The organism is Pedobacter sp. R-06, assembly GCF_049913135.1.
Classification (GTDB): domain Bacteria; phylum Bacteroidota; class Bacteroidia; order Sphingobacteriales; family Sphingobacteriaceae; genus Pedobacter.
Genome location: NZ_CP183977.1, coordinates 3,454,079 through 3,472,608, shown reverse-complemented (window position 1 = coordinate 3,472,608; position 18,530 = coordinate 3,454,079). Strand labels below are relative to the sequence as shown.

Below are 18,530 nucleotides of genomic sequence, written 5' to 3'. Positions count from 1 at the left end.
AGCAAATTGCATGATTTCAGCCTTCCAATTTTAACCAAATAAAATACCATGAACCATTTAAAGTTTTTTCTTTTCATTTTTCTCACAACATGCCTTTTAAGTATGCTGCAAGCACAGCAGGCGCCTGCGCAAAACCAACTTAAGGGTATGCACCCACAACAACAGATTGATTTTGTTAAAAAGCAGCTCAAAGCGAAAAAAGAGCCTTATAGCTCAGCATATAAAGCACTGATCAGCAAAGCAGATTCTGCCTTGCTGGTAGAACAGCATGCAGTAGCAGATTTCAGCATTCCCGGATTTTACCAGGACAAGGATGGCCACCGCAAAACCTCACTGGCACTTCAGGTAGATGGTTTTTCGGCCTATAGTTGTGCCCTGGCCTATCAACTGAGCGGAAAGACTAAATATGCCGATAAAGCGATTTATTTTCTCAATGCATGGGCATCCATTAACAAAAAATATTCACAATTAGATGGTTCGCTGGTGATGTCGTACTCTGGTACCACCCTAATGATCAGTGCAGACCTGCTTAAAGATTATAAGAAATGGAAGCCGCAAGATGTTGCGCAATTTAAATTATGGACCAAAAACGTTTTCCGGGAAGCGGCGAATAGTATTCGTTCCCGCAACAACAACTCAGGCGATTGGTCGCGTCTGGCTTCCATACTGGCCGATACCTATCTTGATGATCAGGAAGATTTACAAAAAAATATTGCGCTAATTAAAAATGACCTTTTCGACAAGCTTGCGCCCGATGGTCATATGGTTGAAGAAGTAAAAAGGCAAGGTAAGGGAATCTGGTACACCTATTTTTCTCTGGCTCCGCTAACTGCTTCGGGTTGGGTAATCTATAACCAGACCGGTGAAAATCTTTTTACCGCAACAAAAAACGGTGCGTCATTGAAGAAATCGCTTGATTATTTGCATTACTATAACCAGCATCCTGAAGAATGGAAATTCTTCAAAAATCCTGCTACGGGAGCAGTGTATACAGAAACAGGCTTCTGGCCGGCCAATCTTCTGGAGGCCATGAATGGCATTTATTCCGATGCCGTATATGAAAAATACCTGGCGCCATATCGGCCTATTATGTATCCGAAACACGATTATGCCTGGACATTTCCAACACTTATGCCTTTACGTTTAAACGGATACCAATAAATCAATCCATGAAAAAACATTTATTAAAACCCTTCTTAATGGCCTGTACATTCTTCGCCGGCTTATCTGTAGTAGCACAACAGCAAAAACAGCCTATGCCGCCAGTACTCACTGCCGATGGTTTCAAACTGGTATGGGCCGAAGAATTTAATGGCAAGGGTGCACCCAATCAGGCAAACTGGACTTATGAACTTGGATTTGAACGCAATGAAGAACTTCAATGGTATCAACGGGAAAATGCCAGGTGTGAAAACGGAAAATTAATCCTCGAGGCAAAAAGAGAAAAAAAGACAAATCCTAATTTTAAGGAAGGAAGCAACGATTGGAAGAAAAACCGCAAAGAAGCTGATTATACTTCGGCCAGTATCAAAACACAGGGACTGCATAGCTGGCTTTACGGCAGATTTGTGATGCGCGGTAAAATTGATATCCGCGATGGCATTTGGCCAGCCTGGTGGACATTAGGAACCAAAGGATCATGGCCTGCAACCGGCGAAATTGATATGATGGAATATTACCGGAAAAAACTGCTCGCCAATATTGCCTTTATGGGAGCCGATCGAAAAGATGCCTGGTTTAGCACGGAAAAAAATATCGATTCACTGGGCGGCCAAGCCTGGGCAGATCAATTTCACATTTGGCGAATGGATTGGGACGAAAATAGCATTGCACTTTACGTAGACAACCAGCTCTTGAACAAGGTGAGTTTGGATAAGCTGGTGAATCAGAATGGTACTAATATTAATCCTTTCAAACAACCGCATTATATGTTGCTCGATTTAGCAATAGGTGGAAAACAAGGTGGAGATCCTTCAAAAACGTCTTTTCCTGCCAGGTTCGAAGTAGATTATGTAAGGGTTTACCAAAATAATAAACTAAAAAACTAAAAAATTAAAATATGAAACATATGAATTTTAGACGCTTACTTTTAATATTAATACTTACCTGCTGTTGCGGATACAGCGCTTTTTCTGAGCCAACGCATGCAAAAAGAGATTCAGTTCTGCAAAAGACAAACATTTTTAAAATAATGCAGCGGGTGGCAGACTGGCAATTGGAAACCTGGAAAAATAAAGGTTTTAACCATCGAAAAGCCGATTGGACAAATGGGGCCTGTTATACTGGTATTTTCGCTTTTGGCAATATTAAAGGTAATGAACATTATCTTAAAACGCTTATAGATATTGGCGATGAGCTGGGTTGGAATACCGGACATTTGCGCTTTCATGCAGACGATTATTGTGTGGGTCAAACCTATGCTCAACTTTACAATAAATTCAAAAAGAAAAAGATGATTGCACCGTTTATTTTGCAGGCAGACAGCATTGTAAATAAACCACATAACGAACCTTTAAACTGGAAAAATAACATCCAAAACAGGGAGTGGGCCTGGTGCGATGCCCTTTTTATGGGGCCTCCTTCTTTAGCTTATCTGAGCACTGCTACCAAAGATGAAAAGTACTTAAATACAGCGGTAAAACTGTGGTGGAAGACCACCGAATTCCTCTACGACCCAGCAGAGAAGCTGTTTTTTAGAGATGAAAGTTTCTTTAACAAAAGAGAAAAAAACGGTCAGAAAATATTTTGGTCGAGGGGTAATGGATGGGTTTTGGGTGGTTTGGTAAGGGTGCTGGAAAATATGCCGGAAAACCATCCCGACAGGAATAAATTGGTACAGCTCTACAAAGATATGGTGGGCAAAGTTGCCAGCTTACAGCAGCCTGATGGTAGCTGGCATGCGTCATTATTGGATCCTGCGAGTTTCCCGGTTAAGGAGATGAGTGGCACAGGTTTCTTTAGCTATGCAATTGCCTGGGGCTTAAACCATGGGCTCCTGGAAAAGAAGCAATATCTTCCTGTGGTAGAAAAATCTTGGAAAGCGCTGGTATCTGCTGTTCATGAAGATGGCATGCTGGGTTATGTGCAACCTATTGGCGCAAGCCCGGATAAGGTAAATGCCAACAGTACCGAGGTTTACGGTGTGGGTGCGTTTTTGTTGGCAGGAACTCAATTGTATCAATATTTGAAATGGCAGGAAAAGGTCAATAAAAATTAGCGAAAATGAAGATTAACATCAAAATTAAGCGATCTCCTTTAGCTAAATCCACAGCTTTTTCTCTGCTGATCTGCCTGGTTACCGATCTTTTTGCTCAAATCCGGCAGGATACCCTACGCTTATTTATAATTGGAAATAGCTTTTCACAAAACGCTTCGACCTTTTTGCCACAAATGGCTAAAGAGAGGGGAAAACCCTTATTATCGGCCATGCCGAACTTACCTGAAAAAAGTAGCAAGCAAAGTAGTGACGAAAGCGCAGGATGGGCAGTAAGGATATGATATCCGCAGATTAAAATGATTTCCGCATTTTTTGCCCTCAGCATCAGTCTGAGGGCAAATTTAATCGAAATAATGCGCCAACTGTACAAAACCAAACCATTTCCGTACAAAAGTGAACCCTATGTGAGGGGTAAGTACTATAGATTTGTGTTAACCAAATAATAAACCCAACTAAGTATGATAACCCATTTCTCAACCATCCCGGCTATTGCCAATGAGGAAAACACAAAATCTAAACTACAAGTCAGTAAAATAGAATGGCATAGGTATTTAACTGATATTTCACGGCATCAGGTTTAAACCAAACGGCAAATCAAAGTAATTGAATTTGTAATGCTTTCATCTCTCTTTTCTTAAAATCCAGCTAATAAACCCTAACCTTTTTTTGGTTATGAGGGTGCTTGTACGGTATCCTGCAGGCGAGCTATGCGAGATAAAAGCGGAGCAATATTAATTCAACATTGATTTTGCCTGAAGCATAAGTGTAAGTAAAATGAGGCTGCAACTTTAAAATCAGATAAAGAAGGCCCATCCTTTTCGAAAAAAAAATAATTCTAACCATATATCAAGTAAATGATAAAAAAATTAAACCTCAGGCCCAAAAGCTGGTTTTTCGTGGTTATTGCGGTGTGGTGTGCGGCACATACACTTGCTGCTGCGCCCATAAAAACAACCACCAGCCCTGTTACTATATCTCACAAACTACTGTTTCAGGAAATAACCGGAACAGTTAAGGATGAGAAAAACCAACCCATTCCGGGTGCAACAATTAAAATAAAAGGAACTAGCATCGGCGTTCAAACCGATCTGGATGGAAAATACAAAATCAACGTTAATCGTGGTCAGGTACTTGTATTTTCTACTATTGGCTTTGAAAGCAGGGAAGTGACTGTAGGTACTGCGAGTGTAATTGGTGTAACTTTAACATCTTCAAGTAGTTCGCTTAATGAAGTGGTGGTAAATGGTTATTCTACACAAAGAAGATCAGCCGTTACCGCTGCCATCAGTACTGTTTCGGGTGCCGATTTATTAAAAGCGCCGGTAACAAATGTCAATAACGCTTTGGCCGGGCGGGTACCTGGTTTAGTAGTACAGCAAACCTCCGGACGGCCGGGAATTAACGGTGCAGCCTTGTATATCCGCGGACAGGTTTCTCCCTCAGCAACAGCACTTATTATTGTGGACGGTGTTGAGCGGACTTCTTTCGGCGATATTGATCCCAATGAGATTGAAAGCATTAATGTCTTAAAAGATGCATCATCTACGGCTTTGTATGGTTTAAAAGGCGCTAACGGCGTATTTGTAATCACTACGAAAAGGGGAGTAGAGGGGCCGGCAAGGGTAACCCTTTCGGGTAACGTGGGCATTGTTAGTGCCACATCCCGCCCCGAGATCCTGGATGCCTACCAAAGTGCAATGCTGCTAACCGAAGGCCAGCTTAATGTTGGCGAGCCCCGCACCTTTACCGATGATGATTTAGCCATATTTAAGGCAGGAAACGGTAATCCACTGCTTTATCCGGATGTGATGTGGTACGATGAACTGGTTAAAGACCATTGGATGCAGAACCAGCAGAACCTGACCATATCAGGCGGTAGTGAAAAAGTAAAATATTTTACCTCTTTTAGTCACCTGCGCGAGGATGGAAATTTTAAGGAATTTAAAACACCTTTAGATTATTCTACCTCGCCAAGTTATAGCCGTTATAACTTCAGGGCCAGGGTTGGCATAGATCTTACCAAAACCACCAATTTTGAAGTTAACCTGGCAGGCAGGAACGAACACCGTTACAGTCCGGCAGGGATGAGCGAATACAATGACCCTGCGGGGGTAGTGAGCAATGGTATTGAGGGGCTTGTGGGCCGGGCGTTGAAAATGCCGTCGTGGGCAGCCCCGTTTTTTAAAGAATACATCAACTCCGACGATCCCAAAATTATTGCATTGGATGGAAATTACAACCACATCGTAAACTATGGGCTGGGCGGTGTAAATGCCTTCAATCCTTACGCTTTGCTAACCTACGGTGGGTATGCTTTTACCGATAACAATATTGCAGAATCAATTTTTACGGTACGCCAAAAACTTGATTTTATAACAAAAGGCCTGAGTTTAAAAGCCCAGTTTGGTTACGATGCCACACAATTATCAGGAAAGTTGCAAAGGGGCAGTACAGGATACCTTGAACTAAATCGGTCAACGCTAGCGCTTACGCCGGTTGGCGGAACTTACAATGATTTTTTTGGCGCACCGGCTTATTCAAGAAGCGGTTTTACCAAAACGAATTTACAATTATTTTTAACCTATGGCAGATCATTCGGTAAACATAACCTGAGTGCTAATTTAATCGGTCAGCGCGAGCTACAGGGCTCGGCAGCGGCTGCTGCCCCATATGCCAATCAAGGCATTATTTCGGAGGCTACCTATAACTATGGCAATAAATACTTTTTAACGGCCAGCGCTACCTACAACGGCTCAGAGAACTATGCCAAAGGCTATCGCTATGGCTTCTTCCCCGCTGCAACTTTAGGTTATAATTTGGCCAATGAAGATTGGATGAAAAAATTTACCTGGATCAGTATGCTCAAAATACGTGGTTCGATTGGAAGGGTAGGAATTCCTAGTCCGGGTACAAGCCGGTTCTATTATCAGAATAGGTTTGGGGCAGGGGCAAACGTTGTATTTGGAAACCCAAACAGCAACTTCAGTGCGCCAACCTATACCCAATTGCAATATGGTAATCCATTTATCACCTTTGAGATCTCGTTAAAAAGAAACATAGGGCTTGATCTCTCTTTATTTAAGGATAAGCTGAATATCACGGCAGACCTTTTTGATGATGAGCGTTCGGATATTTTAACTACCCGATCGGCAACCAGTTTTGCTACCTACGGAGCTACCGTGCCAAGCACCAATTATGGCATCAATTATAACCATGGATATGAACTTTCAGTAACTTATCGGGATAAGATTAGAGATTTTACTTATTCCTTCACCGGAAACCTGAGTTATGCGCGTAATGAGCGTAGGGTATTAGACGAGGCACCCGGTCTTGCAGAAAACCTGCGGGTATCTGGCAAGCCCATCGGTACGTATTTCGGATACCATGTGCTTGGCTTTTATGCAGACCAAAAAGATATAGACAGCAGTCCGCTAAATAAAATTACAGCCTATCCTTCTATACCGGGCGATTTTAAATATCAGGATGTAAACGACGATGGAATAATCAATAACCAGGATGTAGTGGCCATTGGACATCCAAATATTCCTGAATACAATGCCAGCTTAAACATGCAGTTCGGTTATAAGGGATTTCAGTTGTCGGCATTGTTTAATGCGGTGACTAATGTGAGTTCTAACGTGGTGTTCCAAAGCGGTGGCCTTAACCAGTATTATGCACCGATGTTGGAAAGATGGACACCCGGCAATACCAACGCCAGCTGGCCGGTAATTCGTCCGGGCCTGAACGCAAACCCTAACGAAAGTTTGAACGATTTTACCTTGCAGGATGCTTCCTATATCAAACTGCGAAACGTGCAACTCAGTTACAGTCTGCCTAAAAAATGGATAACGAAACTTCGGTTAAATAGCCTTACGGTATTTGTTAGCGGGCAGAATTTAAAAACATGGACTAATTTCTATGGTATAGATCCTGAAAACAGCTTGTCGGGAAATGCTTACGCTTCATCCGTCGCCACCATTCCAACCACCAAGGTCTTCAATTTTGGTCTTAATTTATCACTCTAATTAAAGGTATAACATGAAAAAAATCATATATCTCTTGCTTTTAGTTGTCTTGTCAATTGGTTTTTCCTGCAAAAAGGATTTTCTGCAGCGCGATGTGGGAATCCAGAGCGACCTCGAAGAGGTTTTTAAAGATCCGTTACTGGCTTCCCGTTTCGGCGATTTTACTTATACGTTTTCCATTTCAGATTATGGCCGCCTGAGTGGTTACAAGGGTATGACCTCACAATTTACAGATGAATCTATCGCTAATAACGGTCAGATAGAAGTAGCAGCGATGAATAGCGGTCAGTTTTTAGATCCAGGGGCCTCAGATGTAACAGGCATTTATGCACAAATGTACAGAGGAATCCGAAATGCAAACCTGATGCTGGCCAATATGGATAAAACACCATGGACAGATCTATATAATCCTAATTATATTAAAGGAGAGCAACTTTATCTCCGGGCGTATTTTTATTTTGAACTTTTAAGGCGCTTTGGCGGTGTGGTGATATTAACTCGACCTCAGGATTTTACTGAAGCTTCAACAGACCTTCCCCGGGCGAGTTATGCCGAAACATTGGCGCTGATATTAAGCGATCTGGAGCAGGCCATTACATTATTGCCATTAACCAACGCCGATTGGCCAAACCCGGCCGCACAAGCTAACAGGGCTACAGGCGCTGCAGTGCTGGCGCTTAAAGCAAGAGCCTTGTTGTTCGATGCCAGCCCGTTAAATAACCCGAACAACGATTTAGTCAAGTGGAAGAAGGCTGCGGAAGCTTCGAAAGCGATTATAGACCTGAATAAATTTTCACTCGAGCCCAACTATGCCAATGTACTTACCGTAGCCAACTCTAACGAATATATCCGGATCTGGCCACGCGGAGGCCGTGGATTTATCGGTACCTACCTCAGCGATTTCTTGATTCCTACAAGTTATGGCGGAGCACAATCTAATCTTTCGCCTGTTCAGAATCATGTTGATCTTTATGAAATGGCGAATGGCAAGCCTATTACCGATGCTACATCGGGGTACAATCCACAAAATCCTTATCTCAATAGAGATCCACGGTTTTATGTCAACATCCTTTATAACAATGTTACCTGGCAGGGGCGTGCGGTACAAACCTGGCAATCGGAGCCGAATGCGCAGGGAATTATAACCTACGGAACTGATATCAGCACAGCCACTTCCATTACTAAAACCAGCTATTACCTAAAAAGGCTATGGCCTGAAGCTTCACGTTCGGGCTCAACAGCATCGGCACTTCTGAATTATGTTTTCTACAGGTATGCTGAGGTACTGATCAATTACGCTGAGGCCTTAAATGAAGAAACCGGACCAACTGCCGAAGTATATAATGCAGTGAATGCCATTCGTTTGCGGGCTAAAATGCCGGCTTTGCCAGCTGGCTTAAGCCAATCTGAAATGCGGGAGCGCATTAGAAATGAACGTGCCATAGAGTTTGCTTTCGAAGACATGCGCTGGTGGGATATTCTCCGCTGGAAAAAAGGACCGGAAATCGTAGCGCAACCAATGAAAGCCATGAAGGTGATTAAAAATGCCAATGGATCATTCAGCTATAGCTTGATAGAATTGCCTGCATTTAAAAAGGTATTCAACAATAACATGTATTTATACCCGATCCCGAGAGCAGAAATGAATAAAACCAGTGGCGCTTTAAAACAGAATCCGGGCTGGTAGTTATTGGGTTGTACATCAATTAAAAAAATAAGAAATGACAAGATATATTAAATGTTCGGGCGTTATGGCGTGCATCATCGGCTATCTCTTAACCTGCACGGCCTTCGCACAAACTAACAGCGAGCAGGATACCGTTAGGATTGTGAAAGCGAACAGCAAAGACTCGACAGATAAATTAATAGAAATTCCGTTTGCTACACGCAGCAGAGCAGAGCTGAATTTTGCTCAAAGTTCGCTTCGGTATAACCAGCTCACAAAAGTGCCCATCAGTAACCTGTCTGGTTTACTCGCCGGAAGATTAAGTGGTTTTTTGTTCCGATGGACAGGTAATCAACCTGGTGGCGGAAACGTATCCTACCAGATCCGTGGAAGGTCATCTTATGCGCAGGGTTCAACACCGGCTTTTCTTGTAGATGGAATTGAACGTGATTTCGAAGATATGGATATCAGCGAAATTGAAAGCGTAACCGTATTAAAAGATGCTGCTGCGCTAAACTGGTATGGCCTGAATGGAGGGAATGGCGCCATTCTGGTGACAACCAAAAGGGGCAAAGTTGGCGAAAACTTAATCTCTTTCGATGCGCAGGGTGGTTTTCAATCGGCCAGTAACCTGATCAAGCCGCTAAATGCTTACGATTTTGCCATCTTGTACAATCGTGGTTTAACCAATATCGGGCAAACGCCAGCCTACAGTGAGGCAGCGCTCGATGCTTACAAAAATCATACAGATGCCTATTTGTATCCTGATAACAATTATTTAGATCGTTTTCTAAACAAACGGGCAGCTACCCAAAGGTATGCACTTACCTTTAGTGGCGGGAGCAACAAAGTGCGTTATTTTAGCTCCGTTAGTTACTTTAATCAGCAAGGGCTTTTTAAAGAAACAGAAACGCCCAATTACGATTCTAATTACGGTTACAAACGTTATAACTTCAGGATCAATCTCGATTACGATGTTACTAAAACACTTACGCTCACTTTGTTGGCAGGCGTTAGAAGTGAAGTGCGGAATGATGTTGGAGAAGGTACTGCAACTGTATTTAACAATTTGTATAATTTGCCGCCCAATGCTTTTCCTATTTTAAATGCTGATGGATCTTACGGTGGAACCTCGCTCTTTCAGAATAATCCACTCGGACAGTTACAGGCAACAGGGTTTTCGCGTACCACGACAAATATTTTACTGGCCAGTATCATGGCCGATCAAAAACTGGATTTTATAACGAAAGGTCTTTCTGCCAACTTATTCTTTTCTTACGATGGTTATGGCAATTATGGAGATGGATTATCTGAAAATTATGCCGTTTTCAATCAAACAGTTACACCAGTACAAACTTACCGTACTCCTGCGGTAATTGCTTACCGTACTGCGGCCTTCCAAACCAATACCAAAAATAATGAGCTCTGGTTCGGCTTCGATTACAAAAGGACCTTTGCTACAGATCATCAGATAAAAGCCAATGTACGCGGGCAGCAATATATAAGCGCAGCGGTAGACCGGTTAGACTATCGTTCCCGTATGCTTGTTGGTCGTGCTGATTATAGTTTCAGACAGCGCTATATGCTAGGTCTCATCGCAAGTTATTCAGGATCAGAAAACTACGCCCCGGGAAGACGTTTCGGGTTTTTTCCGGCAGTATCGGCCGGATGGCTTATCTCCAAAGAAGATTTTCTTAAAGATGCCTCGGCTATCAGCTACCTTAAATTGAGAGGATCTTACGGCCGTTCGGGCAACATTGGGCCAACTTATGATGCCAGCGGGAATGTGGTCAGGCTGCCTTACCGAACGCTGTTTACCAGAGATGCGGGGCCATTTCTCGGTTCTACTTTTTCTACTTCAACAACAGCAAGATTGGTAAGCCCTGCCGGTAACCCACTAACCACCTGGGAAAAGGTTGACCGATTGAACCTGGGTACTGATGTAGACTTTCTCAAAGGGGCACTTTCGTTCTCTTTTGATTATTTTGATGAAAAACGGACAGACATTCTGGGCCCTGCAAATTTACCGGGTATTGTTGGGATAGCCATTGCACAGGTAAACTCCGGGAAGGTAAGCAGTAAAGGATTTGATGCCAGCGGTGCTTTTAATAAAAGAATCGGCGAAGTACTGATCAGTACCAACGCCAACTTTACCTATGCTAAAAATGTAATTTTAGAGCGGACTGAGAACGTATTGCCCAATCAATCTACAATAGGGCGCTACGTAAATGGCGGAAATTATTACATTGCTGAAGGTATTTTTCAAAACCAGGCAGAAATTAATGCAAGTCCAAAGCAAACCTTATCGAGCCTCGTGGTACCTGGCGATCTTAAATACAAAGATGTTAACAACGATAATATCATAGATGCAAATGATGCCGTATCAAGCGATTATACCGATATTCCGAAAATATATTACGGCTTTGGTTTTAACATCAGGTATAAACAATTTGATCTCGGCGCACAGTTTCAGGGTGTAGAGGGGCGGACAATTGATCTTTCGGATATTATGTATGCGGGCCCTAATGGATTGAACCAGTTGAGTTTAGATACCTGGACACCTGCTACTGCGGCTACAGCGAAATACCCACGCGTTGGAATCTCCGATAATGGGAACAATACTGCAAATTCTACCTTTTGGTTATATTCAGGCGATTTTCTGAAGCTCAGATCTGCCGAAATCGGCTACACCACTTCTAATAAACTCAACCAACGCTTACGCTTTAAAGGCGCAAGGATTTTTGTAAGTGGCAATAATATTTTTACCATTTCCAAACTCAATGCGCTGGATATTGATCCCGAAACACCCAATGCAGGTCGTTTCTCCTCTTATCCCTATGTAAAAACCTTTGCAGTGGGTATAAATGTCAAATTTTAATTCAAAATGAAGATGAAAAAGAAACTATATGGTATGTACATCCTTCTGGCAGTTTTGCTAATGGGGCTTGGCGCTTGTAAGGATGAATTTTTTGAACCTTCATACAGTGAAGGCCCCGTTAATGAAGAAGCAATCTGGAACACCGACAGGCGTGTGCGTGAGTATTTGAACAACGGATACAATTATATGCTGGCCAGATACAATGTTGATGGTTCAGGCGCATTAATGGCCAGCGGAAGTGACGAAGCCGTAAATTCAAATTTAAACAGCAATGTAAATATTTTTAATAATGGCAACTGGAGCAGTTTAAGGACCTTCGATGAACAATACACCAATCTTTATACTGGGCTATGGGTGGTAAATACATTTCTGGAGCGGTCGCCAACGGCGGTTATCTTTCCGGCAAGCGATCTGCCAGGGTTAAGGGGAGAAGCCTTCTTTCTGAGGGCTTTATTCCATTATGAATTATTTAAACGGTATGGCGGAATCGTGCTCGCCACCAGATCCTTTTCACCGGTAGAAGATCTGAATCTTCCACGGAATACTGTTGATGATGTGGTAAAACAGATTGTTAAAGATTGCGACTCGGCAATCAGCCAGATTCCGGCAGCTTCTACCAAAGATTGGGATGCGGCCAATTATGGCCGTGCTACAAAAGCCGCGGGAATGGCATTAAAAGCCAAGGCCTTGTTGGTTTATGCAAGTCCGCTTTATAACCCGGGTAACGACCTGCAGCGGTGGCAGAATGCGGCAAAAAGTGCAAAAGATTTAATCGATTTAAACAAACACAGCTTGTTGAGCACGGCGTTATTCCCGAGTTTATGGGACTATACCACCACCGCTACTTCATACAACAACGAGGTTATCTTCGCTACCCCGGCAAGCAATACCAATACAATAGAGTCAAATAACGCACCCATTAGCTTCACAGGCGGATTGGGAAGAACAAACCCTACACAGAACCTGGTCGACGCCTTTGAAATGACCAATGGCAAAGCCATAACAGACCCTACATCAGGTTATGATCCGCAAAATCCGTATGTCAACAGAGACTCACGCTTAAACCAGTTTATTGTGTATAATGGAGCAAATTTTAAAACGGGAAGTTTAACACGTGCAGTAGAAACTTACGAGGGGGGGCGTGATAATGTTCCTTCCAATGTTAACAGTACAAAATCGGGCTATTACCTGCGTAAGTTTCTAAGTGGGAATGCAACTTACAACATCACAGGTACCACAAGCGTACGAAGGCCCTGGGTGTTGTTTAGGTATGCAGAAATCTTACTGATCTATGCAGAAGCTTTGAATGAATTTGGAGGTCCGAATGCAGAGGTTTATAATGCCGTAAACGCTGTGCGCACCCGTGCCGGGATGCCCGCGTTATCTGGGTTAACCCAATCTCAAATGCGCGATCGGATTAAAAATGAACGCCGCGTAGAATTATGTTTTGAAGAGCAGCGGTTTTTTGATGTGAGGCGATGGAAGGATGGGGAAAGTAATTTTAACGGACCAGTTAAAGGCATAAAAATTACCAAGGTGGGTACTACGTTAGCTTACAGCCCTTTTGTAATTGAAAACAGGACCTTTACCAGTAAAAACTATTGGTATCCTTTTCAGCAGTCTGAGATCAATAAAGCAAATAAACTGATTCAAAATCCAGGGTATTAAGTATGATGTATAGCTTAAAATTTTCTCCCCATCAGGGCAGATTTGTAATAATCGCTTCGGTAAGAAAAACCATGTGTTTTTTGCTTGCGCTAATCCTGTGTTCAGGCAGCCTGTATGCGCAGAAAACGGACAAGTTTATGGGAGAGATTGTCAATTACGATGAAAGCACTGTTCCTGCCTATACCTTACCTGAAATACTGCTCACTACAAAGGGAGAAAAGGTAAAAAATACCTCAATATGGGAGAAAAAGCGCAGACCCGAGCTTCTTGCCCTGTTTGAAGAGCATATTTACGGAAAAACGCCGGTCAGTTTGGATAGTTTAAAGTTTATGGTAATCAACGAAAAAACGGATGCCATGGAGGGGAAGGCCCATTTGAAAGAGATAAAGATTACCGCCTGGAATAATGGGAATTCGGTATCCTTTCCTGTGGTGCTCTTTATTCCAAATAACCGGAAGAAACCAGCGCCGGTATTTTTACTGATCAACAACCGGAGCAATAGAAATACCGATCCTACAAGAGTAGAAAAAAGTACTTTTTGGCCTGCGGAGCTCATGATCGACAGCGGTTTTGCTATTGCCGCTTTTCATCATGCGGATGTGGCTCCCGACCGTAAGGATAGCTATCAGGATGGTGTATTGGCACATTTATTCCCAGCAGAACTGGAAAAAGATAATGGAATGAAAGCAATCGGCGTGTGGGCCTGGGCAGCAAGCAGGGTAATGGACTATTTCAAAACCGATAAAGAAATCGATTTTAACAAAGTTGCACTTGTAGGGCATTCGCGGGGTGGTAAAACAGCTTTGTGGGCTGCCGCCCAGGACCAACGTTTTGCAATGGTGTTTAGCAGTTGCTCGGGCAGTACAGGCGCATCACTGGCGAGGCGTAAATATGGCGAAACAATAAGCCTGATCAATAAGCAGTTTGGTTATTGGTTTAATAACAATTACAAGAAATATAGCAATGATGTAAACAGCCTGCCGGTTGATCAGCATATGCTCATTGGTCTCATTGCCCCAAGGCCTGTGTATACTACCAATGCTACCGAAGATAGGTGGGCAGATCCTTATGGCTCGTTTTTGTCATTAGTAAATGCTAAACCTGTTTACGATCTCTATGGTAAGCAAGTTGCCCTTCCCAAAGATATGCCCGCGGTGAACAGCCCGATAATTAATTCGGCTATGGGTTACCATTTCAGGGAAGGAAAACACGACCTCAATGTTTACGATTGGACAAATTTTATCCGCTTTGCCAGACTCCATTTTAAGTTATGATATTGGATGGGTGCTATGGCAAGTCGCTATTTTACAATATGTTGTGTTAATGTAGCCGAAAAAAATAAGATTGGTTAGTTTTAGTTGACTGAGGAACGCTGCAAAGCTCCTCCGTTTTTTTTGTTTTCTGTTGATATGCAGTGATTTATCAATGTTTTTTGAAGGCGAATATCAGTTTTAATATCCTTCGGGGCATTTTTTTTCTTCTTGTACAAAATTGAACCATTTCCGTACAAAAACGAACCCTTTAGCACCATTTGTCGTGTATTTTTATCACAACCAAATTATATTCTTATGAGCCAATATCTTAAGTTTCATCAACCGAGAGCAAGGTGAAATGGGAGGCAAGGAATCAATGAATCCAGATGGGATGCATTAAAGATCTCTTTTGCCTTTCCTGATCAGCGTACAATCTTACACTGATCACCGATTTTTTAAACCCATCATTGTGCTTCGAAATGGCGATCTGTCGACAATCGTGCTTCGATTTATAATGTCTCTTTATGTCCAATCCCTTATTTAGGTCGTAACCCGCGTGCCTGTAATTTTTGTGAGGAGCAAACTGTTGCCCCATATTTTCAGAAACAATGCCACATTCAAATTTAAAGAATTTTTAAATCCAATAATTTAATTTTTATTACTATGAAAAAACCAAACTTAGAAAAGACCGCAAAGGTCGCTTTGCTGGCATTTTTATGCTTGCAAATGCTTTCGTGCACTAAAAACAAAGACGAAGATCTGCTAGAGACCTTTAACAACGGACCACAAAAAATGGCTGTAGTTGGCGCCGCCAATAATGTATTGGTCAGGCCTGTATACAACAGTACCGCTGTATTGCGCAATCCGTTAAACGGATGGGTGATGTATGGGAAACGGGATGCTACGGAGACCTATTGGGATAGCCAGTTTTTTGTGCCGGAATTGGGCGCTAATGTAAAGGCAATAGATTATGCATCTGCCTGCTACATCCGTACAAGCTGGCGATCCCTTAATCCCAGCCCAGGGGTTTATGCCTGGAGAGACCTGAGTTCACAGATCGGTAAATTAATTAATGGGGTTAAAACCAGGGGATTGCCCATCGCGTTTCGGATCGTTGTAGACGGGCGTGATCAGGGAGAAAATACGCCTGCTTTTGTATTTAATGCAGGAGCTGGGTATTGGTTATCAAACCCGGCCGCTCCTACACAGAAAACCCCTTACCCTCAAGATCCGATATTCAGGCAGTATTATACCACCTTCATCGAAGAACTGGCAAAAGACTTTAATGATCCCGTTCGTACCTCTTTTATCGATGCCTATGGTTTGGGCAAATGGGGAGAAGCGCATAATGTAGTGTATGCAGAACCTGGTACTTTAACCGCTGCGCAAACAGAAACAGCTAAAGAAGAGGTTTTAGACTGGATTATGGCATTATACAACAGGACTTTTACCAAAGTGCCGCTGGTGATCAATTACCATAGATTAATAGGTCATCCTACGAGTTGGGGGGCAGCAAACGCCAATAGTGACAGGCTATTGGTGAAAGCAATCAATCAAGGGTACAGCCTGAGGCACGATGCCTTCGGAATGACAGACTATTACCAAAGCTGGGAGAAAAACTTTGCTGCAACCTGGAAACATAAACGTCCGATTATTATGGAGGGAGGATGGATTATAAGTGGTACCCACCGTTACTGGATCGACTCAAGCGGACAATATCGAGAAGGGCATCCTGAGGATGTAAGGCTAGGCGAATTTAACAGGTCGGCCGAAGCTGCTGTGAATATGATGGATTTCAGAGTTGGAGAAACGACCTCCTGGTTTCAGACCAGCTTTCCGCTGGTACAACGCTTTAATGCCGAGGGAGGTTACCGGTTATATCCTGATGAGTTATCGTTACCAAATGCAATTGCCAATGGTGCCACTGCTATTTTGAGCCATCGCTGGAAAAACATGGGCTGGGGTTATTGCCCTAACAATATCCCACAGTGGAACTATAAGTACAAAGTTGCCTTTGCTATTCTGGATACTGCCGGTGTGGTAAAAAAACTCTTTATCGATGAAAATGGTGACCCTTCTAAATGGTTGAAAGACAATCCTATCACTTATAATTTCACCACAACGGCAATCAATTTGCCTCCTGGCACTTATAAGTGGGCTGTAGCTATTGTTGATAAAACAAATTTAAATAAGCCTGGCATTGCACTTGCTGTAACTGGCACCTTTAAAAATGGATGGCTTGAACTTGGTAATTTGCAGGTACAGGCAGAAGCACCGGTTGGTCAAACGGTAAAATTAAAAGGACCCAACAACCTCTTTGTATCCGGCGAAAATGGGGGAGTGGCCATGAGATGTAACCGCGCAAGCGCTTCCGACTGGGAAACTTTTACTATTATTGACGCAGGTGGAGGAAAAGTCGCTTTGCGAAGCATGAACAAATTTGTGTCCTCAGAAAATGGAGCTACAACGGGGATAACCTGCAACCGGACAACGATCAGCGATTGGGAAAAATTTGATTGGGTGGTTAACGCGAATGGAAAAATCTCACTTAAGGGGAATAACGGCAAGTATATTTCTTCTGAGGGCGGGCAATCGGTAATGAAATGTAACAGGGAAACTATCGCAGGCTGGGAGGCATTTGTGTTGGAGTAGCAAATGCGACAGCATATCCCTGCAGGCCATTTTGATAGGGGAAATAATAGAAAAAATCAACATGGCGGTTTTGATTACACATTATAGCCTTCCTTTCCTGGAAGGCTATTTTTATTCCAATATCCATCATCCCATAAACGCTGAATGGCTATTCTTCAATCAAGGGTATTTAAGAGGCACTGATCAGATCGCCGCATTGTTTGCAAGCGGGTAATGGGATACAACTGTTTTTTTCTTGGGCTGCTTGTTTTTACCTGTCGGAGCAGTGACATTCAGTACCGTGATGAACTTTGTCGGATCCCCGATCGATTCATAAACCACTACCTCGGCGTAATCTGGTTGCGTTATTACATCCGGGTTGTTTTTTAGCACATCAAAGTTTTTGATCCTCAGCTGGCCTATAAGATGATCTTTGTCGTGAACGAAAGGAATAATGAGGTTTGGCTTCCGCGGTTTCATCCACTGATCGTTCAGTTCTGAATAGGGGATCTTGACATGACCGTTCCAGGCAACCAAAATGGTACCTCCCGTGATCACTAGAAATTCACCTGCCCATATTAGCCAGAGCAGAAGCCCTGAAACATTGTCACTGCCCTGGATGCGGAAGGTACCCACTTCGTTTAATGCTGTTATTTCCTTGAATAAGATTCCTGGATGAACAAACAGGAAAGCCATATCTCCGATCAATTGTTTAACCTCTGCCTGGCTCAGCTTAAAAGTGAAACCACTACGGCTGTACATAACGGCGTCAAAGAAAACCCATTGAATATAAAATGCAAGCAGACTACATACGGTGGCGATGATAAGGGCAACCTGGATGTTCCTGATCTTACCGATCCGGATACCCATGTCGATCGCCAGGCCCAGGAGCATGCCCATAGAAAATGCACAGATGGCGATGAACCAGATATTCGGGATCAACTGGCACAGGATAATATAAAGGAGCGGAAGTATGAGCGATGCAATGATGCCGATGATCAGGGTTGTTAAAATGCTGGAGGGCGAGGCATGGCCTGCAGGAGTGTATTTTTCTTCCATGTGAACGGTATTTAGATTTTAATTTCAAACAGCGGTAATGGAGATTTGTTTGAGCGCATCTTTATAAGGATGTATTTTTTTGTTATCGTTTTTTCTTTGTTTCGGAAATGATGAAATGCCTATACAATTTATT

General features: G+C 42.9%; 11 protein-coding genes. 10 read left to right on the top strand and 1 reads right to left on the bottom strand.

The window, feature by feature from the left end:
* The first annotated feature begins 48 nt into the window (after nucleotides 1-48).
* From ACN9MR_RS14045 to ACN9MR_RS14000, 10 genes are all read left to right on the top strand, one after another.
* Nucleotides 49-1,161, top strand: coding sequence for an alginate lyase family protein (locus ACN9MR_RS14045; RefSeq protein WP_426324488.1), 1,113 nt, complete (start codon nucleotides 49-51; stop codon nucleotides 1,159-1,161).
* Between the two features lie 8 nt (nucleotides 1,162-1,169).
* Entirely contained in the window at nucleotides 1,170-2,048 is an 879-nt protein-coding gene (locus ACN9MR_RS14040) for a glycoside hydrolase family 16 protein (protein WP_426324486.1), read from the top strand.
* Nucleotides 2,049-2,191: 143 nt separating this feature from the next.
* A complete protein-coding gene (locus ACN9MR_RS14035) occupies nucleotides 2,192-3,217 on the top strand; it encodes a glycoside hydrolase family 88/105 protein (RefSeq protein WP_426324485.1) in 1,026 nt (341 codons plus the stop codon).
* A gap of 5 nt (nucleotides 3,218-3,222) precedes the next feature.
* The gene (locus ACN9MR_RS14030; protein ID WP_426324483.1) at nucleotides 3,223-3,498 is read left to right on the top strand and encodes a hypothetical protein; all 276 of its coding nucleotides are present in this window, start codon (nucleotides 3,223-3,225) and stop codon (nucleotides 3,496-3,498) included.
* 573 nt (nucleotides 3,499-4,071) lie between these two features.
* Entirely contained in the window at nucleotides 4,072-7,242 is a 3,171-nt protein-coding gene (locus ACN9MR_RS14025) for a SusC/RagA family TonB-linked outer membrane protein (RefSeq protein WP_426324481.1), read from the top strand.
* A gap of 13 nt (nucleotides 7,243-7,255) precedes the next feature.
* Complete coding sequence (locus ACN9MR_RS14020; RefSeq protein WP_426324479.1) at nucleotides 7,256-8,929, top strand: RagB/SusD family nutrient uptake outer membrane protein; 1,674 nt, start codon at nucleotides 7,256-7,258, stop codon at nucleotides 8,927-8,929.
* Between the two features lie 34 nt (nucleotides 8,930-8,963).
* Nucleotides 8,964-11,786 (top strand): SusC/RagA family TonB-linked outer membrane protein, encoded by a 2,823-nt coding sequence (locus ACN9MR_RS14015; RefSeq protein ID WP_426324477.1) that lies wholly within the window; start codon nucleotides 8,964-8,966, stop codon nucleotides 11,784-11,786.
* Between the two features lie 12 nt (nucleotides 11,787-11,798).
* Nucleotides 11,799-13,454 carry a RagB/SusD family nutrient uptake outer membrane protein gene (locus ACN9MR_RS14010; protein ID WP_426324475.1) on the top strand — a complete coding sequence of 552 codons (1,656 nt, stop codon included), beginning with the start codon at nucleotides 11,799-11,801 and terminating at the stop codon, nucleotides 13,452-13,454.
* Between the two features lie 2 nt (nucleotides 13,455-13,456).
* A complete protein-coding gene (locus tag ACN9MR_RS14005) occupies nucleotides 13,457-14,728 on the top strand; it encodes a prolyl oligopeptidase family serine peptidase (RefSeq protein WP_426324473.1) in 1,272 nt (423 codons plus the stop codon).
* Nucleotides 14,729-15,370: 642 nt separating this feature from the next.
* Entirely contained in the window at nucleotides 15,371-17,359 is a 1,989-nt protein-coding gene (locus ACN9MR_RS14000; protein WP_426324471.1) for a DUF4832 domain-containing protein, read from the top strand.
* Nucleotides 17,360-17,542: 183 nt separating this feature from the next.
* Here the strand turns inward: ACN9MR_RS14000 and ACN9MR_RS13995 are convergent, their stop codons facing one another.
* Complete coding sequence (locus tag ACN9MR_RS13995) at nucleotides 17,543-18,397, bottom strand: hypothetical protein (protein ID WP_426324469.1); 855 nt, start codon at nucleotides 18,395-18,397, stop codon at nucleotides 17,543-17,545.
* Between the last annotated feature and the right edge of the window lie 133 nt (nucleotides 18,398-18,530).